Here is a 26,297-nt window from a genome sequence, read left to right as displayed (position 1 = left end):
CCCCATGAGCGACTCCTCCAACCACGTCCCTCGCGGCGACGGCACCTCGGACAACCCGGGGTACCGCGCCGCCGAGGTCCCGGACCCGGCCCTCGAGCCCGACCTGGACGACACGTCTCGGTTCTCCGGTCTCAGCGGCGTCTCGATCCGGCGGCCCGTCTTCACTTCGATGGTGATGGTCGGGCTCGTCGTGCTCGGGCTGTTCTCACTCCGCAACCTCCCCATCGACCAGTTCCCGGACATCGAGATCCCGGTCGTCTCCGTGACGACGGTCTACCCGGGCGCGAGCCCGGAGACGATCGAGCGCGAGGTGTCCGAGCGGCTGGAGCAGGCGTTCAACCCGGTCCAGGGCGTCGACGACATCACCTCGGTCTCGCTCGAGGGCGTCTCGCAGGTCATCGTCGAGTTCGACCTCGACCGCGACTCGGACGACGCCGCCAACGATGTCCGCGCCAAGATCGCGACCGTCCGCGCCGAGCTCCCGGCCGACATCGAGGAGCCGCTCGTCCAGACGTTCGACCCGGCGGCCCAGCCCATCGTCTCGCTCGCCCTCTCCTCCAACGAGCTCCCGATCCAGCAGCTCACGTCGCTGGCCGACGAGGACGTCCGGCGGACGCTCGAGGCGGTCCCCGGCGTCGGCGAGGTCCAGGTGGCGGGCGGCCTCGCGCGCGAGATCCGCGTCGACGTCGATCCCGCGCGGCTCCAGGCGCAGGGCGTGAGCGTGAACGAGGTGATCGGCGCGCTCCAGGCGCAGAACCTGGAGGTCCCGGCCGGCCGCGTCGAGCGCGGGACGGGCGAGCAGCTCGTCCGCGTGATCGGCCGGATCGAGGACCCCCGCCAGTTCGACGCCATCGTCGTCGCCAACCGCGGCGGCACGCCGATCCGCCTGGGCGACGTAGCGACGGTTCAGGACGCGACCGAGGAGGAGCGGTCCGTGGCCCTCGTCAACGGCGAGCGGGCCGTGGCCCTCAACATCCTCAAGGTCTCGGGGGCCAACACGGTCGAGGTGGCCGAGGGCGTCATCGAGACGGTCGAGGAGATCCAGGCCGAGCTCTCGGCCGGGACGGAGCTCCAGGTCATCCGCAACAACGCGGTCCAGATCGAGCACTCGGTCAACGACACGCTCTTCGAGCTCGTCCTCGGCGCCATCCTCACGGTCGTCATCGTCATGCTCTTCCTCAACGACGGGAAGGCGACGGTCATCACGGCCCTCGCGCTGCCAGTGTCCGTCATCGCGGCCTTCATCCTGATGGGCGTGCTCGGGTTCACGCTCAACATCATCTCGCTCCTGGCGCTCTCGCTCTCGATCGGCATCCTCATCGACGACGCCATCGTGGTGATCGAGAACATCGTGCGGCACCGCGAGATGGGGAAGGGCTACTTCGAGTCGGCCGCCGACGGGACGAAGGAGATCTTCCTCGCCGTCATGGCGACGACGCTCTCGATCGTGGCGGTCTTCGTGCCGGTCGCGTTCATGGGCGGCATCATCGGGCGGTTCTTCTTCCAGTTCGGGATGACCGTCGCCTTCGCCGTCCTCGTCTCGCTCTTCGTCGCGTTCACGCTGACGCCGATGATGGCGGCCCACTGGGGCGTGGACCCGCACGTGGAGGGCGGCCACGCGCCGAGCAAGAACCCGCTCAAGCGGGGCATCTCGGCGTTCAACCGCTGGTTCGACCGCCAGGCCCAGAAGTACAGCGGGGTCATCGAGTGGGCGCTCGGCCACCGGAAGCTGACCATCTTCGGCGCCATCGGCCTGCTCATCGGGAGCTTCTTCCTGTTCCCGCTCATCGGCGGCGGCTTCCTCCCGCCGCAGGACTCGAGCGAGTTCGCCGTCCAGTTCGAGACGCCGGACGGGTCGAGCCTGAGCTACACGCGCGAGAAGGCCGAGCAGATCGCCACGGCCGTCCGCGAGCTGCCGGGCGTGGACTACACCTACACGACCGTCGGCGCCGGCCAGACCGGGACCGTCACGGGCGGCGAGGTGTTCGTCTCGCTCGTGTCGCCCGGCGATCGCGACCAGTCCCAGGCGGAGCTCCAGGCCGAGGCGCGCGAGACGCTGGCGCCGATCTTCGGCGTGACCACGTCGGTCCTCGACGCCGGCGGGCTGGGCGGGGCGACGGCCCCGCTGGCGGTCGAGGTGCGCGGGCCGGACGTCGCCGGGCTCCAGGCGCTCGCGCAGCAGGTCGAGGCCCAGGTCGCCGGGCTCTCCGACGTCGTCGACGTGCGGAACTCGCTCGGACAGCCCCGGCCCGAATACCGGATCGACGTCGACCGCGACATCGCCAACGAGCTCGGCCTCACGGTCGGGCAGGTGGCAGGGACGGTCCGCCCGGTCCTCGCGGGCCAGGACGTGACCACGTGGCAGGACCCGACGGGCGAGGAGCGCGACGTGGTCGTCCAGGTCGCGCCGGCTTTCCGCCAGTCGGTCGAGGACATCGCGCGGATCCCGATCGCGACGCCCGCCGGCGGGGCGGTCCCGCTCAGCCAGATCGCCCGGATCGAGGAGGGCACGGCGCCCTCGCAGATCGACCGGAACCGGCTCCAGCGCGTGGCGACGATCTCGGGCAGCCCGGCCCCGGGCCTCTCGGTGTCCGAGGCGACGGCGGCCATCGAGGTCCGGCTGGACGCGATGGACATCCCGGCCGGCTACTCGGTCGGATTCGGCGGCGAGACGGAGCAGCTGGCCGAGACGGCGGGCTACGTGATCCAGGCCATCCTGCTCGCCATCATCCTCATCTTCCTCATCCTGGCGTCGCAGTTCGAATCGGTCACGCAGCCGTTCGCCATCATGATGTCGCTGCCGCTCTCGCTCATCGGCGTGCTCCTGGCGCTCCTGCTCACGAACGACACGCTCAACATGATGTCGATGATCGGGGTGATCCTGCTCTTCGGCCTCGTGGTGAAGAACGCGATCCTCCTCGTCGACAACGCCAACGAGCGGCGGCGCGAGGGCGTCGAGCGGTTCCGCGCGCTCGCCGAGGCGGGCCAGGTCCGGCTCCGCCCCATCATCATGACGACGCTGGCGATGATCGCGGGCATGCTCCCGAGCGCGCTCGCGCTCGGCGAGGGCGGCGGCTTCCGCGCGCCGATGTCACGGGCCGTGATCGGCGGCCTCATCACGTCGACGATCCTCACGCTCGTCGTGGTGCCGGTGGCGTACACCTACTTCGACGACCTCGGGGCGTGGCTCCGCGACCGGTTCCGCCGCGGCGACCGGAGCGTCTCGCCGGAGGCGACCGAGCGGCCGACGCCCGCGCTCGCGCCCGTCCCGAGCGCCGACTAGCCCGCAGACGCCATGACGCCCGGCCACCCCGTCCCGTCCTGGCGCGTCCGTGAGCGCCGCGCGCGCCACGACGCCCTCCTCGACGCGGCCCGCGCCGTATTCGCCGAGCGCGGGTACCACGCGGCGACCGTCGAGGAGATCGCGGCTCGGGCCGAGGTCGGGAAGGGGACGGTGTACCTCCACTTCCCCGAGGGGAAGGCGGCGCTCCTCGACGCCGTCGTGGGGGCCCACCTCGACGACCTCCGGGCGCTCGTCTTTCGGTCGTTCGGCGAGGGCGAGGGGCCGGTCCGGTACCGGTTCTGGACGCTCGCGCTCGCCGTCGCGACCTACTTCCAGGAGCGGCCGGAGCTCCTCCGGTTCCACGCGCTGGAGCTCCCCCACCTCTACTTCGACCCCGATGCGGGCCCGACGGCCGGCCGCATCGACCGGCTCGTGGGCGACCTCATCGACGTCGTCGCGCCGGCGCTCGAGGCGGCCGGCGGGACCGGTGCGATTCCGACGCGGCTGGCGGCCTACCACCTGCTCGTGACCCTGCTCGGGGCGCTGACCGCGCTCAGCCTCACGACGGACGACGCGGCCTGCGCGTGGGGCCTCGTGCCCTCCGAGCTCGCCGACGCCCTGACGGCGCTGGCTTTTGACGGCGTCCCGCTCGGCCCGCCGCCCTGACCTCGGCGTAGGCCCCCCCGCGTCCCGCTGCTCCGATCGATACTCCGACGATGGTTCGAGAACGTCCGACCGACTACCTGTTCGTCTACCCCGTGGCCCTCGTCGGTCCTGCGGGAGTGGCCGACGTCCGTAAGCTCTGGCGGCTCCTCGATGGGGTGGGCAGGACGCAAGGGCGGGTTTCCATCCTTCTCGACGTGACCGAGGCGGAGGGGCCTGTCCCCGACGACATCGAGCAGCGCCCGCTGGCCGTGCCGAGCGCCGTCGTCCGAGCGGCGGTCGTCGGAGCCGGGGCGTGGCGCGCCTGGGCGGCGTCGTGGTTGAGCACGCTCGTGCTAGCTCCCGTCGAGACGTTTGGCGCTACCGAGGCCGGCCGAGCCCTCCGATATGCCCGGTCCTTCGCTCACGACGACGCCACCCACTCTCTCGAGACCCCGGTCCCATGACGAGCCGTCTCCCGACGGTCTGCGACCTCACCCAGTCCTACGCCGCCACGGGCGGCGGCATCCGGACGTACCTCCACGCCAAGCGGGCGTGGCTCGATGCCCACACGGACGCCCGGCACGTCCTCATCGTGCCGGGGCCGGAGGACGCCACCGAGCGGGACGGGAGGCACGTGACGCACTACGTGAAGTCGCCCCCCGTCCCCGGTTCGCCGGCCTACCGGCTCATGCTCCGGAACGGCCACGTCCGGCGGCTCCTCGCGGCCGAGCGCCCGGACGTCATCGAGTGCCAGTGCGCCTACAACCTCCCCTGGGCCGCCCTCCGCCACCGGCGTGAGGCGGACCCGTCGTGCGTCGTCGTCGGGGGGTACCGGACCGACTTCCCAGCGGCCTACGCGGCGCCGCTCGTGGGGGGCGTGCTCGGCGACTGGGCCGGGCGGTGGGCGGAGGCGGTGGCGTACCGGTACGTCGCCCGGCTCTACCCCCGGTTCGACGCCGTCTACACGCTGTCGCCGTCGTACCAGGCGAAGCTGGCGGGGCTCGGCGTCGAGAGCAACCTGCTCCCGCTCGGGGTCGACCTGGACCGGTTCCACCCACGCCGCCGCGACGACGCGCTCCGAGCCCGTCTCGGTGTCCGGGACGGGTCCCCACTTCTCGTCTACGCCGGGCGGCTGGACGCCGAAAAGAGACCGATGGAGGTGGTCGAGGCGTTCCAGCGCATCCCGAAGGCGCTCGGGGCCCGGCTCGCCCTCGTCGGCGAGGGTCCGCACAGGGCCGCCATCGAGGCCGCCGCTGACGAGCGCGTCCACGTCCTCGGGTTCGAGCCCGACCGCGACGCCTACGCTCGGCTCCTCGCGTCGGCCGACGTGTACGTCTCGGCCATGCCGTACGAGACGTTCGGGATCTCGGTGGTCGAGGCGCAGGCCTCCGGGCTCCCGGTCGTCGGCGTGGCGTCTGGGGCCATGCTCGACCGAGTGCCGCCAGGGCTCGGTCGGCTCGGGCCAGCCGGTGACGTAGCCGCGATGGCGGCGAACGTCGAGAGTGTCGTGGCTGGCGACCGGGCGGAGATGGGGCGTCGCGCCCGCGAGCACGTCGAGGCCCGATTCTCTTGGGACGCCACGTTCGGCCAGCTCCTCGGCCTATATGCCCGGGCTGGGCGGCCCCTTCGGCCTCGCCGCCCGTCCGAGTCTCGCCCGGGCGGCCGGCGTTCCCATCGGGCGACATCCGGTCCGTCCGTCGTGCCCGCCGCCCCCCGTCTCAGATGACGCCATCGCTCCGCCTGGACCGCATCGGCCGGGCCGCGGCCATTCTCGTCCCCCTCGGGGTGGTGGGGAACGTCGTCCTGGCGCTTCTGACGACGGACCGCCACGTGCTCGACGCGACGGCCGAGCTCCCTCTCGGCCCCCTCGCCCTCGCCGGGGGGCTCGCCCTCGTCCCGTGGGTCACGGGCGCGCTCCGGGTCCAACTCTGGGCGTCGTTCGTGGGCCACCCGGTCCGGTTCCTCAGCGGGCTCCGGGCCGTCGTGGGAGGGATGGTCGGGTCGGTCGTGACGCCGACGGGGTCCGGCGGGGGCGTCCTAAAGTGGGCGCTCCTCACCCGGCAGGGACTTCCGGCCGGGGCAGCGGGGACGCTCCTCGCGGTCGAGGCGGTGGAGAACGCGGCGTTCATGGCCGTCGCGCTCCCGCTCGCCCTCACGTTCACCGTAGCGGCCGAGGTCCCGGCGCTCCGCGCGGCGCTGGCAGGGGCCGGGGTCGGGCTCGTGCCGGTCGTGCTGGTCGCTGGGGCCGCTGCGGTCGGAGCCGTCGCGCTGATCGTGGCAGGCGCTCGGGGATGGCTGGGGCAGGGGACTCGGCGGCTCGCGGCCCGGATTCGCGGTAGACTCCGGCGACCTCTCGCGGACGCTCGGCGCGTCGCGGCGCTCGTGGCCCGCCGCGGGCGGCTCCGATTCGCCGCGGGGTTCGCCCTCGCGGCCGTTCAGTGGACGGCCCGGTACTCCGTCGCCGCGGCCCTTCTCGCATTCCTCGGAGTACCCGTCCGGCCTGTCTTGTCATGGGCGCTCCAGTGGGCCACATTCACGCTCATGGCCGTCGTCCCGACCCCGGGCGCGGCGGGGGGCGCCGAGGCCGCCTTCGCCGCGCTCTACGCCCCGTTCGTCCCGGCGGATACGCTTGGGCTCGCGACGGCGGCGTGGCGGCTCGTCCTGTTCTACGCGCCGCTCTCGGTGGCCGCGTTCGCGTTCCTGGGCCTCGGGAGGACGGCGACGGTCCCGTAGGGGGACGGTTCCTGCTGCGCCCAGTCCAGGAAATCCCACACCGCGCCGACCCTGCCCGACCGAGTTGCTAACGAGCTCCTGCGGGGCATTCCCAGACAGAGGCTGAGAACGCAGAAGGGTGAGATCCACCACGCCGCGCAGGTGGATCGTGTGACACCCGGGGCGCCCCACCGCCCGTAGTCTCGAACCCTTACAGGCATCCTCGTCGTGCGCTTTCTCCTCCGTGTCCTCCCCCTCCTCATCGCCGCCGCCAGCGGCCCGGCGATGGCGCAGGAGCCCCCCACCACGCCGGAGACGCCCATCGAGCTGAGCCTGGACGAGGCCGTCGCGCTGGCGGTCGTCCGGAGCCTCGACCTCCAGCGGGCGGGCTACACCGTCGACCTCCAGGCGCTCGACCTCCGCGAGGCCGAGGCCGCCGGCGACCCCGAGCTGTCCGTCTCCGGCGGGCCGACGGTCCGGCTCTCGCGGGGCTACGAGACCGACTTCTTCGGCCTGCCCGACTCGCTCGGCGGCGGTGGGCCCGAGCTCGGCGTGGGGAGCGAGGCCAGCCTCGGCGCTTCGGTCGGCGCCTCGCTCAACCTGCCCCTCTTCGACGGCGGCGCCCGCCGCGCCCGACGCCGCGCGGCGTCCCAGGCCCTCGACGCCGCGCGCCTCGACCGCGACCGGGCGGTCGAAGACGTGGTCCGCGAGACGGCCGCCGACTACCTCGACGTGCTGCGCGGTGCGGCGCTCGTGGCCGTCGAGGACACGAACCTCGCCGCCGACCGGGCGCTCCTCGACCGCGTCCGCGCCGAGTACGACGCGGGCAACCGGAACCTCGGCGACGTGCTCCAGCAGGAGGCCGCGATCGCGCAGGGCGAGCAGCGGCTCGCGACGGCCCGCCGCAACGAGGCCGTTGCCCGGCTCAACCTCCGGCAGGACCTCCGGCTCCCGCGCGGCACCGCCCTCGACCTCGCCCCCGTCGCCGACGCGGTCCTCGACCTCCCCGCTCGGGACCTCGACGTGGACGCGCTCGTCGCCCTCGCCTTCGAGGAGCGCGACGACCTCGACGCCCAGTCCGCCCGCATCGAGGCGGCCCGGTTCGACGTCCGCGCCGCGCGTGCGGGGCGGTCCCCAAACCTCTCGCTGGGCGGAAGCCTCGGGACCAGCTACAACTCGCTCGACGACAACCGGGGCGCGTTCGGACAGGTGTTCGACGTGAACCCGTCGAGCAGCGTCGGGCTCACTCTCTCCATCCCCATCCTCGACCAGGGCCGGACGCGACGGGCCGTCGAGCGGGCGGAGGTGTTCGTCGCCGACGCCGACGCCGCGCTCGACCTCCAGCGGCTCCGCGTGGCGGCGGACGTCGAGACGGCGGTGCTCGACGTCGAGGCCGCCCAGGCGCGCCTCGTGGCGGCGCAACGGGCCGTCGCCGCCGCGCGCGAGGCGCGGGCCGCCGCCGAGGCCCGCTACGGCGTCGGGGCGGGCATCTTCCTCGACGTGCTCGACGCCCGCCGCACGCTCGTCCAGGCCGAGACCGACGTCGCCTCGGCCCGCTACGACCTCCTCCTCGGCCGCATCGCGGTCGCCTACCAGACCGGCCTCCTGGCCGACGCCCTCGTCGGCCTTGACTCATGAAACGATTCCTCACGCTCCGAAACGCCCTCCTCGCCCTCGGCGCGCTCGTCGTCTTCGTGCTCGTGTTCCGCGGGTGCGTGGGCGACGGCTCGGACGCCGACGCCCCGCCCTACGAGGCGACGGCCGTCCGCGTGGGCGACCTCCGCTCGACGGTCTCGGCGACCGGCACGCTCGACGCCGTCGGGACGGTGACCGTCGGGACCCAGGTCTCGGGCGAGGTCGAGCGCGTGTTCGTCGACTTCAACGACCGCGTGGAGCAGGGCCAGATCCTGGCGCTCGTCGATCCCGAGCTGCTGGACGCCGCCGTCCGCGACGCTCGTGCGGGCGTCGAGCGGGCGCAGGCAGGCGTGCGCCAGGCGGAGAGCGCGGTCGGCCAGGCGCGGGCCGGGCTGGCGCAGGCCGAGGCCCAACTCGCCCAGAGCCGCGCCCAACGGACCGAGGCCGCCGCCGCGCTCGCGCGCAGCGCGCCGCTGGCGGAGCAGGGCTACCTCTCGTCTCGCGAGTTCGTCCCCATCCAGACGGCCGTCGAGACGGCCGAGGCCGGCGTCCGCGCGTCTCAGGGAGCCGTAGCGTCGGCCCAAGCCGGCGTGGCGTCGGCCCAGGCCGGGGTCCGGCAGGCCCAGGGATCGGTCGTCTCGTCGCAGGAAGCCCTCCGGCAAGCGCTCAAGAACCGCCGGAACGCCGAGATCCGCGCGCCCATCGCGGGCGTCGTCGTCCAGCGCTCGGTCGAGGAGGGCCAGACGGTCGCCGCCTCGTTCTCGACGCCCGAGCTGTTCGTGATCGCCGAGGACCTGGGCGAGATGGAGATCCTGGTCCAGGTCGACGAGAGCGACGTCGGGCTCGTCGAGGCCGGCCAGTCGGTCGAGTTCACGGTCGCCGCCTTCCCCGACGAGACGTTCCGGGGGGTCGCGGAGGAGGTGCGGCTGCGGCCGGAGACGGTCCAGAACGTCGTGCTCTACACGGTCGTCGTGGCGGCCGACAACGTGAGCGGCCAACTCATGCCTGGCATGACGGCGACGGTCGAGTTCGTCGTCGGCGGCGTCGAGGACGCGCTCCTCGTGCCCGCCGCCGCGCTCCGCTTCGAGCCGCCCGAGGCGGTCCGCTCGGCCGCGCGGGAGGCCCAGCGCGACTCGACCACGGCCACCCGCGACGACGCCCCCGCGTTCTCGGCGGACCTCGCCGAGATCTGGACGCCGACGGGCGACCCCGCCGGCTCCCTCCTCCGTCCGCTCCTCGTCCGCGTCCTCGCCACCGACGGCACGACGACGGCCGTCGCCCCGACCGAGTCGTCCGAGGACGTGCTCAAACGGGGCCTCGAGGTCGTGACGCGCATGGACGTGAGCGACAACCCCTTCGACTGATGACGACGCCCGCCAGCGGCACGCCCGTCATCCAGACCGACGGGCTCGCCAAGACGTACCCCGGCGCCGAGCCCGTGCACGCGCTCCGCCCGCTCGACCTAACCGTCCGGCGTGGCGAGTTCGTCGCCGTCATGGGCGTCTCGGGGAGCGGCAAGAGCACGCTCATGAACCTGCTCGGCTGCCTCGACACGCCGACGGCCGGGTCGTACCGTCTCGACGGCGTCGAGGTGGCGACGCTCTCGCGGAACCAGCGGGCCGACCTCCGAAACCAGAAGCTGGGCTTCATCTTCCAGGGGTTCAACCTGCTCGCGCGGACGACGGCCGTCGACAACGTGCTGCTCCCGCTCCTCTACGACCGGACGGGCCGGATCAAGAACCCGCGCGAGCGGGCCGTCGAGGCGCTCACGCGCGTCGGGCTGGAGCACCGGCTGGACCACGTCCCGAGCGAGCTCTCGGGCGGCCAGCAGCAGCGCGTCGCGATCGCGCGGGCCCTCGTCAACGAGCCGGCCGTCCTGCTGGCCGACGAGCCGACGGGCAACCTCGACACGCGGACCACCATCGAGGTGCTGGCCCTCTTCCAGGAGCTCAACGACGCCGGCATCACGATCCTCATCGTGACGCACGAGCCCGAGGTGGCCGAGTACTGCAAGCGGGTGATCGAGCTCCGCGACGGCCGCCTCATCCGGGACGAGGCCATCGTCGACCGTCGCGACGCGCGGCGGGACCTGGAGACCGACACGCCGCTCATCCCCCTGCCCGACGACGCCCCGACACCATGAAGTGGAGAAAGCTGTTCCGGGCCGCGCTCGACAGCATCCTGAAAAACCGGATGCGGAGCCTGCTGACCATGCTCGGCATCATCATCGGCGTCGGCGCCGTGGCGATCCTCGTGAGCCTGGGCCAGAGCGCGCAGACGTACATCTCGGGCGAGATCGGCGGGCTCGGCGCTAACCTCCTCATCATCACGCCCGAGCAGAGCGACGCGGGCGGCGTGCGCGGCCAGGCGGGCAACCAGAACGAGATCACGCTCGCCGACGTGGACGCGCTCCGCGCCCAGAGCGCCGAGCTCGGCGACCTCTCACCGGCGGCCTACTCGGCTGGCCAGATCATCGGCGGCATCGGCAACTGGGCCTCGCAGGTGGAGGGCGTGACGCCCGAGTACCTCGCCGTCCGCAACTGGGCCGTCGCCGAGGGGACGATGTTCACCCAGGCCGAGGTCGAGGGCCGCGCCAAGGTGGCGGTCATCGGACAGACCGTGGCCGACGAGCTGTTCCCCGGCCAGAGCCCCGTCGGCGCGCAGATCCGCGTCCGCAACGTGCCGTTCCGCGTCGTCGGCCTGCTGGAGGCGAGGGGCGGCGGGCTCGGCGGCGACGACGAGGACAACGTGGTCCTGGCGCCGGTGACGACGGTGCAGAGCCGGCTGCGCGGGTCGGACAACGTGGACGTGGTCTGGGCCAGCGTGGCCGACGGCGACCGCACGGTCGCGGCCGAGGCCGAGGTCGAGGCCATCTTCCGCTCGCTCAACGGCGTCCGCGACCCCGAAGAGCAGGTGGTCCAGGTCCAGTCGCAGGCGGCCATCCAGGAGACGTTCGACACGGTCCTGGGCGCGCTCACGGCGCTGCTCGGCGCGATTGCCGGTGTGTCGCTCGTCGTGGGCGGCATCGGCATCATGAACATCATGCTCGTGAGCGTGACCGAGCGGACGCGCGAGATCGGCATCCGGCTGGCGGTCGGCGCGCGCGGCGGCGACGTGCTCACGCAGTTCCTGATCGAGGCTGTTTTGCTGTGCCTGTTCGGCGGGCTCCTCGGGACCGGACTCGCGTTCGCGTTCGCGGCCATCGCCAGCGCCGTGGCCCCGCTCGAGGTCGCCGTCGGGCTGGACGTGGTGCTGCTGGCCGTCGGGTTCTCTGCCGCCATCGGTGTGTTCTTCGGGTTCTACCCCGCCCGCAAGGCCGCTCGCCTCGACCCCATCGACGCCCTCCGCTACGAATAGTGCCCGTCCCGGGGTCACCCGCCATGCGCATCCTGATCACGACCGTCGGTTTGCGCCGGCCCCCGACGCAGCCCTCAACCTGATGGACGAGCCGGTGATTCAGGAGGTCCAGGAGAGGGTGTCGAGCCTTCGTGGCTGTAGTCGGCGCCTCTCGAAGTTCGCCCACGGGACCTGGCCGTTTACCATTTCACACCGTGCCACGAGCTCGAGGTAGTCCGTAGCGGTACCTCTCTGGTTCCAGAGGAGAACCCTGACCGACCGATTGAGCAGCTCGACCTTCCGTCTACCGTCGCCCCCAGGGGGCCTTGACGCTGCTTCTCGGAGCAGGTCGTTCGGGGCCGTTGTCCTGGGGCCATGCCTTGAGTCTATGGCGGCTCCTGACTGTCGAGCCGGTGGATTCCTCGATCAAGCCGCTGCCGGCCGGTTCGTCCCTACGTGCTGAGCACGGGGGCCTCGCTGACGTACCCCCCGTCCTCGACGGCCGAGACGAGGAACGACGCGAGCGACGACCGCGACAGCCAGAACAGACGGACGTCCGGATCGCCGACGTGCCCGACGTGCAGGGGCCGCCTCGGCGGCTTGCTCGTGAGCATCGGGAGGCGGGCGAGCGTCCAGTCGAGCCCGCTCTCGGCCACGGCCGCCCCGGTCCCCACGATGTCGGCGTAGGCGTCGGGGATCAGCCGCTTGACGACCGCCACGGCGAGCCGGAACGGGAGGGCCTCCCCGTCCTGGGCCACCCGGTAGCTCGGCGTCGCCGTCGCCACGAGCCGGTGGACCCCGTGCTCACGCATGGCGTCGACGACGTGGAGCGTGCCGGCCGTGATCGGGTGGCCCCCGCTCCCGCGCCCGGTCGGCCCGAGCAGGCTGACCACGGCGTCGGCGCCGTCCACGGCCCTTCCGATGGCGGCGCGGTCTGAGAGCTCGCCCTCGACGACGCGGAGCCGGTCGTGGGCGAGAGCGTCGAGCTTGCGGGGGGAGCGGGCGTAGGCGACGACGTCGTGGCCGCGCGCGAGGGCCTCGCGGACGGTGAGACGGCCGGCCTCGCCGGTCGAGCCGAAGACGGCGATCTGCATGGGAGAGTCCAATTGGGGTGGAGAGGGCCGGTCGGGGCGAAGGGCCGGGCGGTCACCCCCCGTCGTCGCGGGCGTCGTAGCGGTCGCGGGCCGCGTCGATCTCGGGGAGGTGGGCCACCGACCACGCCACGAGCTGGCCGACCACGCTCCGGAGCGTCGCGCCCAGCTCGGTCAGCGTGTACTCGACGCGGGGCGGGACCACCGGGTACACCGTCCGCTCGACGAGCCCGTCGCGCTCGAGGCTCCGGAGCGTGACCGTCAGCATCCGCTGGCTGATCCCCTCGATCCGCCGCTTGAGCGCGCTGAACCGGAGCGTGCCCGCCTCGCCCAGCGTGTGGACCACGTACACCGACCACTTGTCGCCGACGCGGTCGAGGATCTCGCGGCCCCGGCAGTCGGGGACGCCGGCGTCGGGCGGCGGGGAGGTCGTCCGGGTGGTCATGGTTCCCTCGGGGATGCCGGGTGACGTGGGGGTGCGTACTCCCCGCGAGCGGCGGGGGCCGGTAGCTTCTTGGGTCCGGTTACCGATGGTAACCACCGCTCTCCTATCGCGTCCATGGAGATCGGCGTCTACACGTTCGGCGACCTCGTCGCCGACCCCACACCGGCCGGACGGCCTCCGGCGAGGACCGGATGCGCCAGATGCTCAGCCTCGCCCGTCAAGCGGACGCGGCCGGTCTCGACGTCGTCGGCGTGGGCGAGCACCACGGGCTCGGGTTCGTGAACTCGGCTACGGCCGCGACGCTCGCCGCCATGGCCGCCGTCCCCCGATCCCACAGCGCGCTCTGGCGCTCACCGCTCCGGCGGGGAATCCCGCGTCGACAGACGCGGCCACCAGGGCGGAAACAGATCGAACATCGCCCGGACCTCCCCATCGATCTCCTTGGGGGGGCCCTCTACGAACGCCTCGAGGGCACTGGCGAGAGCCCCGGAGAGGAACGCCGCGACGAGGTCGCGCTGCCCTGGTGGTCCCAACCCGTGGCCACCGAGGACGGCCAGCGCGAGGGCGAGGTGGCGGCGGAGCACCGTCCGCAGGGCCTCTCGGAAGGCGGACCCCATACTGGAGCGGAAGAGGGCCCGGTAGACCCCTCGTCGGCGGTCGAGCAGGTCGAGCATCCCCCCGAGCGTCGCGTAATACGACTCCGCGATCTCCCCGACAGATCCGTCGTCGAGGCCCGTCACGGAGGCCGCCTCGTCCACGAGGTCTGCCAGGACACCGACGGCGAACGACTCGGTCGTGTCGTAGTGACCGTAGAACGTGGTCCGGTGGACCCCGGCGGCACGGCAGAGCCCGGCGACGGTGAGCCCGTCGAGGTCCTGGCTGCCGAGCCGTGCTAGGAGGGCGTCGCGGAGTGCCGCGCGGGTTCGCTCCGCCCGGCGGTCGGTCGAGGGCTCGCTGGCCGTAGGCCTGCTCGGACTCATCGTCTGTGACTCCGCCGGTCGTTGGTCTCCCATGGGGCAGATACGCGAGGCGGCGAGTCTCGGTCCGGAGCCGGGCGCTGGGAGCCCTTCCGGAACAATGTTCTACACCTGTAGATTACACGGCATCTCCAACCCCCAGCCCCATGCAACTCCACGGAAAGCGCGTCATCCTCACCGGCACGGCCAGCGGGATCGGTGCGACTACGCTCGAGACGTTCGCCCGCGAGGGCGCCGCCATCGTGTCGCTCGACGTCCAGGACGAGGCGGGCGCCGCCAACGCCGCCGCGGCCGACGACCTCGGGCCCGGAGCGGTGTCCTACCTCCACTGCGACATCTCGGACCAGGCTGAGGTCGTCCGAGTGGTCGACGAGGCCGCCGGCCGCCTCGGCGGCCTCGACGTGCTGGTCCACATGGCGGCGAACGAGAAGAACGTGGCGGCCGAGGACGTGACCGAAGACGAGATCGACTTCATCATGGACGTCCACGTGAAGGGGACCCTGTTCCTTAACGCGGCCGTCTTCCCCCACATGAAAGGGGCCGGCGGGTCGATCGTGAACTACACGTCGCTCGCCGGGATCAGCGGGTACCCCGGCAACCCGATCTACGGGGCGGCAAAGGGGGCGGTGCTCGCCTGGACGCGGAACATCGCGCGCGACTGGGGGCGGCACGCCATCCGCTCGAACGCCGTCGCCCCGTTCGTCATGACGCCGATGGCCCAGCTCGCCTTCGACCAGGCGGGGCCGGAGGAAATGGAGGGGATCAAGGAGTGGTTCAAGATGATGGTCCCGCTCGGCGGGTGGCTCGGGGAGACGCAGGATGCCGCGAACGCGAACGTCTTCCTGGCGAGCGACGACTCCAAGTTCATCACGGGTCAGGTCTTGAGCGTCGACGGCGGCTTCGTGATGGTCCGCTGAGCCGCCCCCGCCGCGCCACCCTAACAACTACGCCCTCGCAACCAGCGGCCTCGCCGCCCACCCTCGACCGGCCCGCCACCCCTCGACCCGCCGGGGGTTGGGTCTTGAGGCCGCTTTCTACACCCTCACACACCCTCCCCCTATGCTCTTCGCCGATAAAACCGCCATTGTCACCGGCGCCGCGAGTGGGATCGGGCGCGCGTGCGCCCTCCGGATCGCCTCCAACGGGGCCTCCGTCGTCGTCTCCGACATCAACCAGGAGGGGGGCGACGAGACGGTCGCCCTCATCGAGGACGCGGGCGGGACGGCCACCTTCGTCCGGTGCGACGTCTCGGACCGCGACGACGTGGACGCGCTCCTCCAGGCGACCCTCGACGCCTACGGCGGCCTCGACCTCGCCGTCAACAACGCCGGCATCGCGCACCAGCCCCAGCGCCTCCACGAGCTCGACGACGAGACGTGGGAGCGCGTGACGTCGATCTCGTTTCACGGCGTGTTCCTCTGCCTCCGCGCCGAGCTCGGCTACATGTCCGCGCACGGGGGCGGCGCGATCGTCAACGTGTCGTCGGGGACCGGCGTTAAGGCGACGTCCCGGCTCCCGGGCTACATCGCGAGCAAGCACGGCGTAGAGGGCCTGACGAAGTCGGCGGCCCTCGACTACGTCGGGGACGGGGTCCGCGTCAACGCCGTGCAGCCCGGGACCGTCTTCACGCCGGCCATGGCGTCGTTCCCCGAGGAGGCGCGCGCGACGTGGGCGGCGAGCATTCCGATGGGCCGGATGGGACGGACCGAGGAAATCGCCGAGGCCGTCGCCTTCCTCCTCTCTGAGCGGGCCTCGTTCGTCACCGGCGCTAGCCTCCCCGTCGACGGGGGGTACCTCCAGGGTTGACGGGCCCGATGCGTCCCGCACGGCCGAGCTACGTCGGGTCGCTCTCCGCCCGGTGCCGTCGCCCCCGTCCTCGCGCCCACGCCGCCGGCCCCACGGTTCGCCAGCCGGCGGACGTCTGCCCCCTCCCGCCTCGGTGGACGACGCCTCGGTGACCGCGCGCCCACGGTTACCCGGAGGGTACTGGGGCACGTCGGCGTGCGTACTTCCGTTCGGAGCAGCGGGGGACTAGGTTCGGGGCCGGTTACCTACGGTAACTCAGGCACTCATCAGAACTCCCCTCTGCCCCATGGACTCCCCGTCCCCCGTCCGCATCGCCGTCGTCCTCGGCAGCACCCGCGACGCCCGCTTCGGCGACACACCGGCCCGCTGGCTCGTCGACCTCGCCGCCGCCCGCGACGACCTCGACGTCGAGCTCGTCGACCTCCGCGACTTCGACCTCCCGTTCTTCAACGAGGCCGCCTCGAACCTCTGGGTCCCCTCCGAGGACCCCCACGCGGTCCGCTGGCAGCAGACCGTCGCCGAGTTCGACGGCTACGTGTTCGTTACGGCGGAGTACAACCGGAGCGTCCCCGGCGCGCTCAAGAACGCGCTCGACCAGGCCTACAACGAGTGGAACCGGAAGCCGGCGGCGGTCTTCGGCTACGGCTCGGTGGGCGCGGCCCGGGCCGTGGAGCACCTCCGGACCATCGCCGTCGAGCTCCAGATGGCCCCGACGCGGACCGGCGTCCACCTCCAGGGCGCCGACTTCATGGCCGTCCACCAGGGCCAGAAGGCGCTCGGCGACCTCGACTACCTCGCGACGAACGCCCAGCAGATGCTCGACGAGCTCGTGTGGTGGGCCTCCGCGCTCCGCGCCGCTCGCCGGTCGACGGCCGAGACCACGGCCTGACCTCCTCGTCTGGCTCCCAGGTCTCTCCCTCATTCCCCCTCTTCCATGACCATCGGTTCCATGACCATCGGCGTCAGCGGGGCGAGCGGCCACCTCGGCTCGTCCATCCTCCAGGACCTCGTCGACCTCGGCGGGCACGCCGTCGTCGGCGTCACGCGCACACCCGAGAGCGTCCCGGTGCCGGCCGAGGGCCGGCTCGGCGACTACGACCGGCCGGAGACGCTCGCCGAGGCGTACGCCGGGCTCGACCGGCTCGTCCTCGTCCCCTCGGCCGCGATGGAGCCCGGGGTCCGCGCGCGGCAGGCCGTGGGGGCCATCGACGCCGCCGTCGAGGCGGGCGTCGGCCTCGTCGTGTTCGTGTCGTCGGCCGGGACGAAGGCGGTCAGGGAGCCCGACATCTTCGCCTCGTACTACGCCGCCGAGCAGCACCTCATGCGGACGGCCCCGCGCTGGACCGTCGTCCGGATGAACTACTACGCCGAGTCGTTCGTCCAGGAGGCCCTGATGTCGCTGGGCGGCGGGGCGCTGCCGGGGCTCGCCGAGAACCGGGTCGCGTTCGTCTCGCGCGAGGACGTGGCGGCGGCCGTCGCCGGGCTCCTCACGTCGGACGGCCACGACGGCGCGGTCTACCACGCGACCGGGCCGGAGCGGCTCTCGGGCGCCGAGCGGGCGGCCTCCGTGGCCGAGGCGTCGGGCCGGCCGTTCGCGTTCGCCGTGTTCCCCGAGGACGTCCTCCGGAGCAGCCTCGAGGGCGCGGGGCTCCCCGGAGGCGTGGTCGGAGCGGTCCTCTCGATCCAGCGGCACTTCGCCGAGGGCGCCTTCGACGTGGTCACGGGCGACGTCGAGCGGCTGGCGGGCCGGCCGCCGCGGTCCCTCCGCGACCTCCTGAAAGAGGCCTTCGCCGGGGACGGGAAGGTCTGAGACAGAGCGGGGCCGAAGCTGCGACGGTCCCACAGGTACGATCGGCGGGGGCTCGGCCGGGTGCGGGGTCTACCTCACGTGTTGACGAGTGAGACTACGATTCGGCAGGCTCAGGAGGCTGAGCCGCCTCGGCTCGCATAGTTCCGGTACGCGCCGTTATCGCGCGTCCAACGATCAAGTGAGCCCGTCGAACTCCGTGTCCTCGTAGAACCGGAGCTTCCGGCACCGGACGGGCCGGTGGCCCCGGACCAGAAGGAGCTGCTCGGCCTCGTCCATCAGCCGGAGCTCGTCCGGCATCACGAGCGGACGACCGTGCTCGCTCATCGACGCCCCCTCGCTCCGCCCCGACGACCGGCTCTTCCCCCGGCTCCGGCTCTTCCCCGTCGTCGCGCCGTGCGAGAACACGGTTCGCGTGCCCGCCATCTTCGAGAGGTACTCGGCCGTGAACTGGTCGGTCGTCCCGAAGGCCTGGACCACGTCGGTGTTCGCCACGAACGTCTCCCAGTCCTTCGGGTAGGTCTGCTTGAGCTGGCCGAGGTCCTGAAGGAAGGTCCACACCTGGACGCCGTACCCCGCCATGAGCGAGACGGCTCGGCGGACGGGCGCCATCGGGCCGAGCTGCGCAAACTCGTCCAGGAGGAAGAGCACTCGGGCGCCCTGGGTGCCCCCGCCGACGGTATCAGGCCGCGCCCGCGTCACGGCCACGAGCGAGGTCGCGACGACCAAGCGGAGCCAGCGCGAGAACGTGTCGAGCCGGTCGGGCGGGAGCACGAGGTAGACCGACAAGCGGCCTCTGGCGAGATCGGCTGGACTGAACGTGCTCTCGCCGAGCACCCGCGCCATCCGGGGCGAGTCGAGAAAGTGCGTGTGGCTCTGGGCCGACGAGACGACGCCGGACCGTTCGCGGTCGGCCTTCTGGCGGAGCCGGTTCGAGGTCCGCTGGACGGTCGCGTTCGGGTGCCCGCCCATCGTGACCAAGAGGTCGTCGAAGGCGTCGGGCGCGAGCGTGAGCAGTTCGCGGACGTGGGGGAGCGACCGCTCGGCGCCGACGCGCGTGAGGGCGACGTAGAGCACGAGGCCCGCCAGGAGCGCCTTCGCCTCGTCGTCCCAGAACGAGCCCTCCGCCCCGCCCTTCTGTGGGACGACGAGCATGTCGGCGACCATGGCCGCGTCGTCGGCCGCGTCCGGGCTCGCGGAGTCGATGAGGTCGAGCGGGTTGAGCGCGGCACGCGCCCCCTCACGTTCGGCCTCGGGGAGCCCGAGGCGGCCCGCCAGCCCGAACGGGTCGAGCGCGACGACGCGGTGCCCAAGCCTCTGGCGCCGGTGGGCCGCCGTGAGCGCGAAGTTCTCGCCCTTCGGGTCCGTCACGACGACCGAGCCGCCGTGGTTCAGGAGGTTCGGGACGACGGCGCCGACGCCCTTGCCCGCCCGCGTCGGGGCAACGGTGAGGAGGTGGCCCGGCCCGTCGTAGCGGAGGAGCGGCCCAGGCTTCCTGCGCCTCTTCGCCTCTCCCCTGCCGACGAGCGCGCCTCTCTTCGCCTCGGCCAACTTGGCCCCGTCACCCCACGCCGCCGAGCCGTGGCTGCCCGACGGCGCGCGCGGCTCGGGCTTGGTGAGGACGACCATCGCGACCGTGGCGAGGAGCCACGCCGCCCCGAACGACCACCCCGCGACCTGGACGGGCGTCGATGTCACGCCCTGGGTTCGGATCGCCTGGGCGACCCACCGCGCCCCGTCCGACGGCTCGTAGATCGGCCCGATGAGCGTGGGCGCCATCACGACGAGCAGAAGCACGAGCGCCCAGCCGCCCCGGTTGCGGTCCACCAGGAGCGTGTGGCCGATCCCCCCGAGCGCGCCCGCCGCCACGGCGAGTAGCAAAGCGTACGCGGGCGGGTCGGCGCTCCAGATCGGATCGCCGAGCGCCGGGTGGAACTCGGCGTACCACGCGAGCGCGTGCGTCCCGACGACGCCCCCGACGCCGACGGGGACCGTGAGGAGCGCCAGGAGCGCGGCGCCCGAGCGCGATCCGGGCAGGCTGGCGGAGTCGGTCACGCTACCGACCCGCCCCTCCGTGCGGCGCGCGCGGCGTGGGGGGACGCGTGAACCGGGGCTCGGCCGGTGCCGTCCGGTACGGCGCCGCAAACGCGAGGTCGCGCGCGAGGAAGACCGTGAACCGGTGGCCCGGCGAGATCCGGAGCGTCGGCTGCACGTCGAGGCCGCGCTCGACGATCTTCGAGGCCACGCGCGAGAGCTCGAGGGCGATCTGGCCCGCGATCACCTCCTGCGGGCTCTGCGCGAAGTCCTCACCGCCGCCGTCGGGCAGCGCGAGCTGGGCGCCCGCCCCGACCGTCGCCAGCAACACGGCCGACCCGAACGTCTGCGCGAAGTGGCGGTCCACGCGGCCGCGGAGCCCGGAGTAGCCCCGGAGGTCCTTCGCGTCGAGGCCGGGGAGCGCGACCGAGCGGCCGTCGGGGAAGACGATCCGCGTCCAGGCTACGAGCGCCCGGTTCTGGCCGTACGCGATCTGGTCGTCGTACTCGCCGATGAGGCGGCTCCCCTTCGGGACCAAGACGTGGTACTGGCTCCGGCTGTCGTACACGTCGCGCGTGACCTGGCCGACGACGGCGCCGGGCAACTCGGAGTCGATCCCGGTCACGAGCGCGGCCGGGATGATGGTCCCGGCCTGGAGCACGAACGGGGTCTCGGGCACCTGGACGCGGACGCCGTAGCGGCCCTCCCCGAGCGCCGAGGTGCGCTCCGCGAACGCGCGGCGGGTGTCGGGACCCGGGCTTACCGCGCCACGCCCCTGGGGCACAGGAGCCGCGAGAGGCGGCAGGGCGACGGCCTGTGCCGTCGGCTGGCTCGGGACCGGCGGGCCGCTGGCGGCGGGCGCGAGTTGCTGGGCGATGAGCCGGATCTCGTCGACCTCGCGCTGGAGCTCGGGGTCGAGCCGGACCGCGTCCGGGTCGTCGACGGGTGCCGCGCCCGGACCGAGCGTGAGCGCGCCCGTCCGCGCGACGACCGGCGAGGCCAGCGCCCGCGCGAAGGCGTCGGCCTCCGGCGTCACGCGCTCCTCGCGAGCGGCCACCGGCTGGGGAGACGCGCTGTAGGACGGCGACGCGGTGGGGCCAACCGACGACGTCCTGTAGTCCGGTGTGTAGGCGGGCGCGGCGTAGGACGGCCTGTACGGGTCGGCGTAGGGGTCGGCCGCGTAGACCTCAGGGGCTGGGGCCGTTGGGTCGCCGTCGAGGGCGTACAGGTCGTCTCCTCCTCGTTCGAGGAAGTCGGGCGGGGCCGCCTCGGGGCGCTCGACGCCGGCGACGTCGCGCTCGGCGGAGTCCGAGTCGCCCGAGAACACCAGGAGGCCCAGGAGTACGGCGGCGCCCGCGATGAGGAGCCCGCCGAGCACCAGGCGGCGGTTGACACGGACTGGCTCGTAGCGGCCGTCGTCGGTCCCCGCGAGGAGGTCGCCGCGCGGGGCGTCCGCGGGCTCGTCGTCGAACGAGAACGGCTCGTCTGCGAGCGAGGCGTTCGCCAGAGGCACGTCGGCCTCTGGCGTCTCGGCGCTCAGCTCGAACTCGGAGAGGTCGGGGTGGCGGGGCGGCTCGTCAGAGGCGCCGTCCAGGTCGTCGAAGGGGTCGTGGGCCATCGGGGCGGGGAGCTTCGGTTAGCGAGAGACGCGGGCGATGCGGACGGCCCGCTCGATCTGGCGGCGGCCGAAGAGCCCGAATGGCCCCTTCTTCACCGTCGCCCCGAGCACGAGGTCGGCCCGGTCGAGGACGCGGTCGGCCACGTAGGTCCCGGCGCCGCCGCGGCCGGGGCGGTAAGCGTAGTTGAGCACCTCGCGCGAGCCGTCCGGCCCGATGGCGTAGAGCACAGGGGCCTCCCCGCTCCGCCCGCGGGCGAGCTGGACGTAGGTGTGCGCGCCGTCGTCGAAGACCCGCGCGACGCGCTCGCGGAGCACGGGGTCACCGGACCACTCGTAGGCGAACGTGAGGTCGTCAAGCGAGACCGCTTCGTCGTCGCCAGAGGCCACCGTCGGTCGGATTGCCGCCGCGCCCGTCGCGGCCTCGGTCGCGAGGGCTGCCAGCGCGTCGTCGGGGTAGTAGAACCGGACGTGGCGGGCGTAGCGGGTCTGGGGGTTGAGGTCCTCCCCGCCGCGTCGGGTACCCGACGCACGGCTCGGGCGTGGCGCCGAGTCGAGCGTGACGTGGTAGACCCGACGGTCGGTCGAGACCACGAGGTTCGTCGTCACGTCGTATTGAAGGGGCTTCACGACCACGAGCGGCGTCCGCCCCGAGCGGCCCGTGGCCGCGAGGTCGACCGCGAACCGCTCGGTGTCGCCAGCGACGACCCCGAGCACGGTCTCGCCCTCTTCGAGCTCGACGACCGACGCCCGGAGCGGGGCGCACGCGAGCACGGGCTGGGTGTGGCCGAACGGGAACACCCACACGGCCGACTGGCGGAGCACGCGGGCGCGTCCGGTCCGCTGGTATTCGCGGACGAGCTCGCCGAGCGCCTCCTCCATCTCCCCCGCCGTCACGACGACGGCGCCGCCGTCGAACCCGTCACCCACGGGGCGGCCGACCGGGAGCTCGGTCGCCTCGACTTCGCCAGAGGCGCGGGCGAGGTCCACTATGGTCTGGGCCTCTGGCGGGTCGGGCGCGGACTGGGCCGAGGCGGATGCGGTGAGGAGGAGCGCGAGGGCGAATGGGATGAATCGCATGGTCGGGTGGGCTAGGGTCTAGACGCTAGACGACTACGGCTGCGTCGAATCGGCGGGCTGGGGCTGCGCGAGCACGCCCCTCGGCGTGGGCTCGTCGGGCTGGCGGCTCTCGGCGGGAGGGGCGTCGTCCACAGGCTCGTCGGCCTCGTCCGGCTCGCCGGTGCCCGCGAGCGGGCTCCACGAGAGGTCGGTCACGAACACGCCGAGCGGGTTCCGCTCGACGCCCTCCGTCGTCGTCGGCGGGGCGACCACGACCGAGAGGTAGCCCTCCCACGCCCGCTCGGTGTCGCCGCGCTGGGGCGACGACTCGGTCTCGTTCCACGTCACGCGGTACGTCCGCGCGCCGTCCGCCGCCGTCCCCGGCACGGGGAGCACGGCGACGACCTCGACGCTCCGCCGCGCGCCCTTGCCGAGGCGGCGTGGGTCGTTCTGTGGGTCGGAGAAGTAGCCCTCCAGGAACGCCCGCGCGTCGCCGCCGACGTAGGCGTAGGCCCGGTAGACGGCGTCGCGCTGCGCGACGGGGTCGGCATAGACCGTCCGGATGTTCGTGACGAACGCCGAGAGCGCCGCGATGACGACGCGGTCGGCCACGGCCGGGACCGCCTCGGCGGGCGCGATGGCCGAGGCCCGGCCGAGCCGGTCGACCTCGACGACGTAGGGGACGACCCGGCTTTGGGCCGCGAGCGTCACCAGCCCTGCGACGGCGAGCGCGAGGACGGCGAAAGCGAAGAAGGCGGCGACCTGCCAGTTCCGCTTCCCCTTCGCGAGGTCGGAGAACGCGCGGTGGAACTCGTACCGGCCGCGCAACACCTCGGGCGACTCCTTCGCGCCGTAGTCCCAGCCCTTCGGCTTCGTCCGCTCGGACGGCGGGGCGGCCCCGTTCGAGGACGGGGGGCGGCGGAGGCTCGGGAAGGGCACGGACGGTCAGGGAGGCGTTCCCTCCCCTGAGCGCAGCTTCGCACGTCCGAGGCTCACAACGGCAGAAGGGCCGCCCGTTCGCGCGTTACGTAGATCAGCGTTACGCCGATCAGCGTAACGGGCGGGCTACCTCGAAGCCGGTCCGTCCCCTGGGGCCTCCCCTTCCGACCAGGACATGTCGCCTCGGCGGACGGCCTCGGCGTACCAGGCGTTCTCCTCCAGAAGGATCGCGTTCGCCTGGCGCATCAGCTCGACGGGGTCGAGGTCGAGCCCCCGCGCCCACAGGAGGAAGATGTCGAGCTCGGGGTCCGCGACCCCACGTTCGAGCTCCAGCACGTACGTCCACTCGAGCCCGCACCGTTCGGCCACGTCCTCCGGAGCCAGTCCGAGGGCGAGCCGCCGAACTCGGGCCAGGCGGCCCAGGATCTCGGTCGGCTGGGGACCGAAGGGGAACGAGAGGTCGGGGGAGTCGGGCATGGGGCCAACTTCCCCGTGCGGACAGCCGGTGTCCACGTACTCTATGACCCATTCCGGCGCTGCGGTCTCTGAACCCCAGGCCGTCCGGGAGACCGAAGCGCTACACGGCTTGGAGCGCGCGGACGAAGCCGGGCTGGAAGTCGCGCGTGAGGAACGAGGCCGCCTTCGACGGCAGCACGATCACGAGCAGGGCGAACGTGATCGCCCCGCCCAGGACCGCCAGCATCGGCGCGACCGTCCCCGGGTTCGACTGGATGATGGGGAGCCAAGCGTCGGCGACGTCCATCCCAACCGAGACCAGCAGGAAGAGCACGAACAGCTTGATCCCGACCGAGAACACGTAGGCCACGAACCGGTCTGCGAGCGAGGCCGTCCCCCGGAACGCGGCGAACCCGAGCACCAGCGACCCGCACGCGAGGACGAGGAACGACTCGACGAGTACGAGTACGACCATCCCCGCGATGACGGCGAAAAGAATCTCCATCACGAGCGCCGCGATCGCGACCAGGACGATGTTCGTGAGCGTCGGGCCGTCGACGTCGAGGATCGAGAGGTCCTCGAACATCGCGTTCACCATCGAGGTCGAGATCTCGACGCCCAGGCCGAGCACCTCGCCCGGGCTGAACGTGCCTGGCGACGCCGACTGCCCCGCCGCGAGGAACCCGTTGATGACCGGCGGGAACCAGACGTCGAACGTCGCGATGAGCCCGAAGGCGAACGCGAGCCACCCCAGCTTGACGACGAGCCCGGTGAGCACCTTGTACGGCCCCTCAGCGCGGAGCGTCCAGTAGAGCCCGCTTAGCGCGATCTCGATTACGGCAAGGACCCCGAACGTCCCCCGCGCGATGGCGAGGAGCGCCGGGCGCGCGTTGTCGGCCGCGGTGCGGAAGTCCTCGACGATGGTGTCGAGCACCTCCGGCGGCGGAGACTGGGCGCTGGCCTCCGGCGCGAGGACGACCACCAGCGCGGCGAGACCGGCCCCTCCGAGGGCTCGGCGTGCGAAGAGCCTCTGGCGGTGGGCGTCGCGGAGGTGGAGGGGCGTCACGGGCTACTCGATGGACTGGGGGACGTCACGGCCGGGCTCGGCGCGCATCCCGTCGATGAACGTCTGGCTCCGCTGGCGCTGGAGTGCGATCCGCGCCTTCGCGTAGCCACGCCGGGCCTCGGACTCGTCGAGTCGGCCGCCGAGGTCGGAGCGGACGCCCTCGGTGACGTAGGCCTCGTACACGTCGACGCAGGCGCCCTCGCGGCCCGCCTTCTGGCTCTCGAGGGCCGCACGGAGGCAGAGCTCCGCTGCGTCGAGGTAGCTCTCGCTCTGGGCCTCCTGCTGGACCGTCCAGTAGGCCGCATCCGCGTCGGGGTTTGGGGGGCACGGCTCGTCTGGTGCGTCGTCGACGCACGCCTGGAGGTATGCGACCGCGCTCGGCACCGTTGGAGCCTCTGGCGCGACCGCCTCGGGCGCGTCGCCGGAGCCGCAACCGGCAGAGATCAGGAGGACGAGGACGGACAGCAAGGCGGGGCGGGTCATGGGTCGGTCAGGGAAATGGGAGGGCCACCGCCGCCGACGCTAGACGCCAGCGGTGACGGCCCTCCCGTCACCGGACCCGGGGCGATCAGTCGATGACTGGGCGGCTCCCGTAGTCCCGCCCGCCCATCCGGCGCGCGTAGTCCCGGCTCCGCGCCGACTGCGCCCGACCGACCTCGCGGGCGTAGGCCCGGACGGCCGCCTCGCGAGCGTCGGACTGCGCCGCCTGGTCGGCCTGGAGCATCACGACCTGCCGGAGCATCTGGGTCTCCTGCGCCTGGTACGCCTGGACGGTCCCCTGGAGCTCGGCGATCTGCTGGGCCGTCGTGGCCGCGCGGATCTGGGACTGGAACCCCTGGAGGTCACGCCGCGACGTCTGGAGCTGGGTCGCGTGCTCGCGGAGTGCCCGGAGCGTGTTGAGCGAGCCCGAGAGCCGGTCCTCCAGCACGCGCCGGGCCTCGCCCGCGGGGTCGTTCACGTCGAACGAGCGGTAGGTCTCGTCGAATTCCCGCGCGAGGTCGGCCGAGGTGTAGGCGAGCTGGCCGCCCGAGACGATCGTCCGGTCGAACTGGTCGATGAGCCCGCCCACGTCGCGGACGTTGTAGCTCCGGAGCTTGCGGACGTTCTCGCGGAAGGCGACGAGCTGGTCGCGCTGCGCCCGGAGCTGCTGGAGGATCTGGCGCCCGTTGTAGATCGACTTCGCGATGTGGGCCGGGTCGATCACGGCCCACTGCGCCTTCGCTTCCTGCGTGGGCGCGAAGGCGACCAAGGCCAGGAGCGCCGCGAGACCGAACGAGCGCGGCAGGCGGAAGCGGGGGGACCGCGCGGTGCGGATGCGGGCGATGCGGAGGGGGAGGCTGAGCCGGAGCATGTGGCTGGGGGCGTCTCGTGGAAAGGGCGTCACCCCGAGA

The 26,297-nt window shown here is 72.7% G+C and carries 24 protein-coding genes; 13 read left to right on the top strand and 11 right to left on the bottom strand.

Annotated features, from left to right (window positions below):
* The first annotated feature begins 4 nt into the window (after positions 1-4).
* The 9 genes from B1759_RS16220 (at position 5) to B1759_RS16180 (ending at position 11,632) form a co-directional block, all read left to right on the top strand.
* Entirely contained in the window at positions 5-3,283 is a 3,279-nt protein-coding gene (locus tag B1759_RS16220) for an efflux RND transporter permease subunit (RefSeq protein WP_095516129.1), read from the top strand.
* Between the two features lie 12 nt (positions 3,284-3,295).
* Entirely contained in the window at positions 3,296-3,949 is a 654-nt protein-coding gene (locus tag B1759_RS16215) for a TetR/AcrR family transcriptional regulator (protein ID WP_095516128.1), read from the top strand.
* 50 nt (positions 3,950-3,999) lie between these two features.
* The gene (locus B1759_RS16210) at positions 4,000-4,392 is read left to right on the top strand and encodes an STAS/SEC14 domain-containing protein (RefSeq protein WP_095516127.1); all 393 of its coding nucleotides are present in this window, start codon (positions 4,000-4,002) and stop codon (positions 4,390-4,392) included.
* A complete protein-coding gene (locus B1759_RS16205) occupies positions 4,389-5,654 on the top strand; it encodes a glycosyltransferase (protein WP_095516126.1) in 1,266 nt (421 codons plus the stop codon). The genes B1759_RS16210 and B1759_RS16205 overlap by 4 nt, the downstream gene beginning before the upstream one ends.
* Complete coding sequence (locus B1759_RS16200; RefSeq protein ID WP_095516125.1) at positions 5,651-6,661, top strand: flippase-like domain-containing protein; 1,011 nt, start codon at positions 5,651-5,653, stop codon at positions 6,659-6,661. The genes B1759_RS16205 and B1759_RS16200 overlap by 4 nt, the downstream gene beginning before the upstream one ends.
* 207 nt (positions 6,662-6,868) lie before the next feature.
* Entirely contained in the window at positions 6,869-8,278 is a 1,410-nt protein-coding gene (locus B1759_RS16195) for a TolC family protein (protein ID WP_095516124.1), read from the top strand.
* On the top strand, positions 8,275-9,639 hold the full coding sequence (locus B1759_RS16190) for an efflux RND transporter periplasmic adaptor subunit (RefSeq protein ID WP_095516123.1): 1,365 nt from the start codon (positions 8,275-8,277) through the stop codon (positions 9,637-9,639). Before B1759_RS16195 ends, B1759_RS16190 begins: the two co-directional genes overlap by 4 nt.
* On the top strand, positions 9,639-10,418 hold the full coding sequence (locus B1759_RS16185; RefSeq protein ID WP_095516122.1) for an ABC transporter ATP-binding protein: 780 nt from the start codon (positions 9,639-9,641) through the stop codon (positions 10,416-10,418). The genes B1759_RS16190 and B1759_RS16185 overlap by 1 nt, the downstream gene beginning before the upstream one ends.
* Positions 10,415-11,632 carry an ABC transporter permease gene (locus tag B1759_RS16180; RefSeq protein ID WP_095516121.1) on the top strand — a complete coding sequence of 406 codons (1,218 nt, stop codon included), beginning with the start codon at positions 10,415-10,417 and terminating at the stop codon, positions 11,630-11,632. Before B1759_RS16185 ends, B1759_RS16180 begins: the two co-directional genes overlap by 4 nt.
* A 431-nt stretch (positions 11,633-12,063) precedes the next feature.
* Here B1759_RS16180 and B1759_RS16175 read toward each other — a convergent pair whose 3' ends face one another.
* From B1759_RS16175 to B1759_RS20270, 3 genes are all read right to left on the bottom strand, one after another.
* Positions 12,064-12,705, bottom strand: a complete 642-nt coding sequence (locus B1759_RS16175; protein ID WP_095516120.1) for an NAD(P)H-binding protein — start codon at positions 12,703-12,705, stop codon at positions 12,064-12,066.
* Between the two features lie 52 nt (positions 12,706-12,757).
* Positions 12,758-13,147 (bottom strand): helix-turn-helix domain-containing protein, encoded by a 390-nt coding sequence (locus tag B1759_RS16170; RefSeq protein ID WP_095516119.1) that lies wholly within the window; start codon positions 13,145-13,147, stop codon positions 12,758-12,760.
* A 350-nt stretch (positions 13,148-13,497) separates the two neighbouring features.
* Positions 13,498-14,127: a TetR/AcrR family transcriptional regulator gene (locus tag B1759_RS20270; protein ID WP_233134433.1), complete on the bottom strand. Its 630-nt coding sequence runs from the start codon at positions 14,125-14,127 to the stop codon at positions 13,498-13,500.
* Positions 14,128-14,270: 143 nt separating this feature from the next.
* Here B1759_RS20270 and B1759_RS16160 point away from each other — a divergent pair, with 143 nt between their 5' ends.
* The 4 genes from B1759_RS16160 to B1759_RS16145 all read left to right on the top strand — a co-directional run bounded on the left by B1759_RS16160 (position 14,271) and on the right by B1759_RS16145 (position 17,740).
* Positions 14,271-15,041, top strand: a complete 771-nt coding sequence (locus tag B1759_RS16160) for an SDR family NAD(P)-dependent oxidoreductase (protein WP_095516117.1) — start codon at positions 14,271-14,273, stop codon at positions 15,039-15,041.
* 142 nt (positions 15,042-15,183) lie between these two features.
* Positions 15,184-15,930, top strand: a complete 747-nt coding sequence (locus B1759_RS16155) for an SDR family NAD(P)-dependent oxidoreductase (protein ID WP_095516116.1) — start codon at positions 15,184-15,186, stop codon at positions 15,928-15,930.
* A gap of 286 nt (positions 15,931-16,216) precedes the next feature.
* Positions 16,217-16,819 (top strand): NADPH-dependent FMN reductase, encoded by a 603-nt coding sequence (locus B1759_RS16150; protein ID WP_095516115.1) that lies wholly within the window; start codon positions 16,217-16,219, stop codon positions 16,817-16,819.
* Positions 16,820-16,879: 60 nt separating this feature from the next.
* Positions 16,880-17,740, top strand: a complete 861-nt coding sequence (locus B1759_RS16145; RefSeq protein ID WP_095516143.1) for an SDR family oxidoreductase — start codon at positions 16,880-16,882, stop codon at positions 17,738-17,740.
* Positions 17,741-17,914: 174 nt separating this feature from the next.
* Here the strand turns inward: B1759_RS16145 and B1759_RS16140 are convergent, their stop codons facing one another.
* The 8 genes from B1759_RS16140 to B1759_RS16105 form a co-directional block, all read right to left on the bottom strand.
* On the bottom strand, positions 17,915-19,792 hold the full coding sequence (locus tag B1759_RS16140; RefSeq protein ID WP_095516114.1) for a type IV secretory system conjugative DNA transfer family protein: 1,878 nt from the start codon (positions 19,790-19,792) through the stop codon (positions 17,915-17,917).
* Between the two features lies 1 nt (position 19,793).
* Positions 19,794-21,389, bottom strand: coding sequence for a TrbI/VirB10 family protein (locus tag B1759_RS16135; RefSeq protein ID WP_095516113.1), 1,596 nt, complete (start codon positions 21,387-21,389; stop codon positions 19,794-19,796).
* Between the two features lie 18 nt (positions 21,390-21,407).
* The gene (locus B1759_RS16130) at positions 21,408-22,466 is read right to left on the bottom strand and encodes a TrbG/VirB9 family P-type conjugative transfer protein (protein ID WP_095516112.1); all 1,059 of its coding nucleotides are present in this window, start codon (positions 22,464-22,466) and stop codon (positions 21,408-21,410) included.
* A gap of 33 nt (positions 22,467-22,499) precedes the next feature.
* The gene (locus tag B1759_RS16125) at positions 22,500-23,384 is read right to left on the bottom strand and encodes a type IV secretion system protein (protein ID WP_095516111.1); all 885 of its coding nucleotides are present in this window, start codon (positions 23,382-23,384) and stop codon (positions 22,500-22,502) included.
* Positions 23,385-23,510: 126 nt separating this feature from the next.
* Positions 23,511-23,861 carry a helix-turn-helix domain-containing protein gene (locus B1759_RS16120; protein ID WP_095516110.1) on the bottom strand — a complete coding sequence of 117 codons (351 nt, stop codon included), beginning with the start codon at positions 23,859-23,861 and terminating at the stop codon, positions 23,511-23,513.
* 100 nt (positions 23,862-23,961) lie between these two features.
* A complete protein-coding gene (gene trbL, locus B1759_RS16115) occupies positions 23,962-24,906 on the bottom strand; it encodes a P-type conjugative transfer protein TrbL (RefSeq protein WP_095516109.1) in 945 nt (314 codons plus the stop codon).
* A 3-nt stretch (positions 24,907-24,909) separates the two neighbouring features.
* Positions 24,910-25,389 carry a hypothetical protein gene (locus tag B1759_RS16110; protein WP_095516108.1) on the bottom strand — a complete coding sequence of 160 codons (480 nt, stop codon included), beginning with the start codon at positions 25,387-25,389 and terminating at the stop codon, positions 24,910-24,912.
* 85 nt (positions 25,390-25,474) lie between these two features.
* Positions 25,475-26,257 carry a type IV secretion system protein gene (locus tag B1759_RS16105; protein WP_095516107.1) on the bottom strand — a complete coding sequence of 261 codons (783 nt, stop codon included), beginning with the start codon at positions 26,255-26,257 and terminating at the stop codon, positions 25,475-25,477.
* Between the last annotated feature and the right edge of the window lie 40 nt (positions 26,258-26,297).

The sequence above is a fragment of the Rubrivirga sp. SAORIC476 genome (genome assembly GCF_002283555.1).
Lineage (GTDB): Bacteria > Bacteroidota > Rhodothermia > Rhodothermales > Rubricoccaceae > Rubrivirga.
Note: the sequence above shows the minus strand (reverse complement) of the source record. Positions and strands in the feature narration are given on the sequence as shown.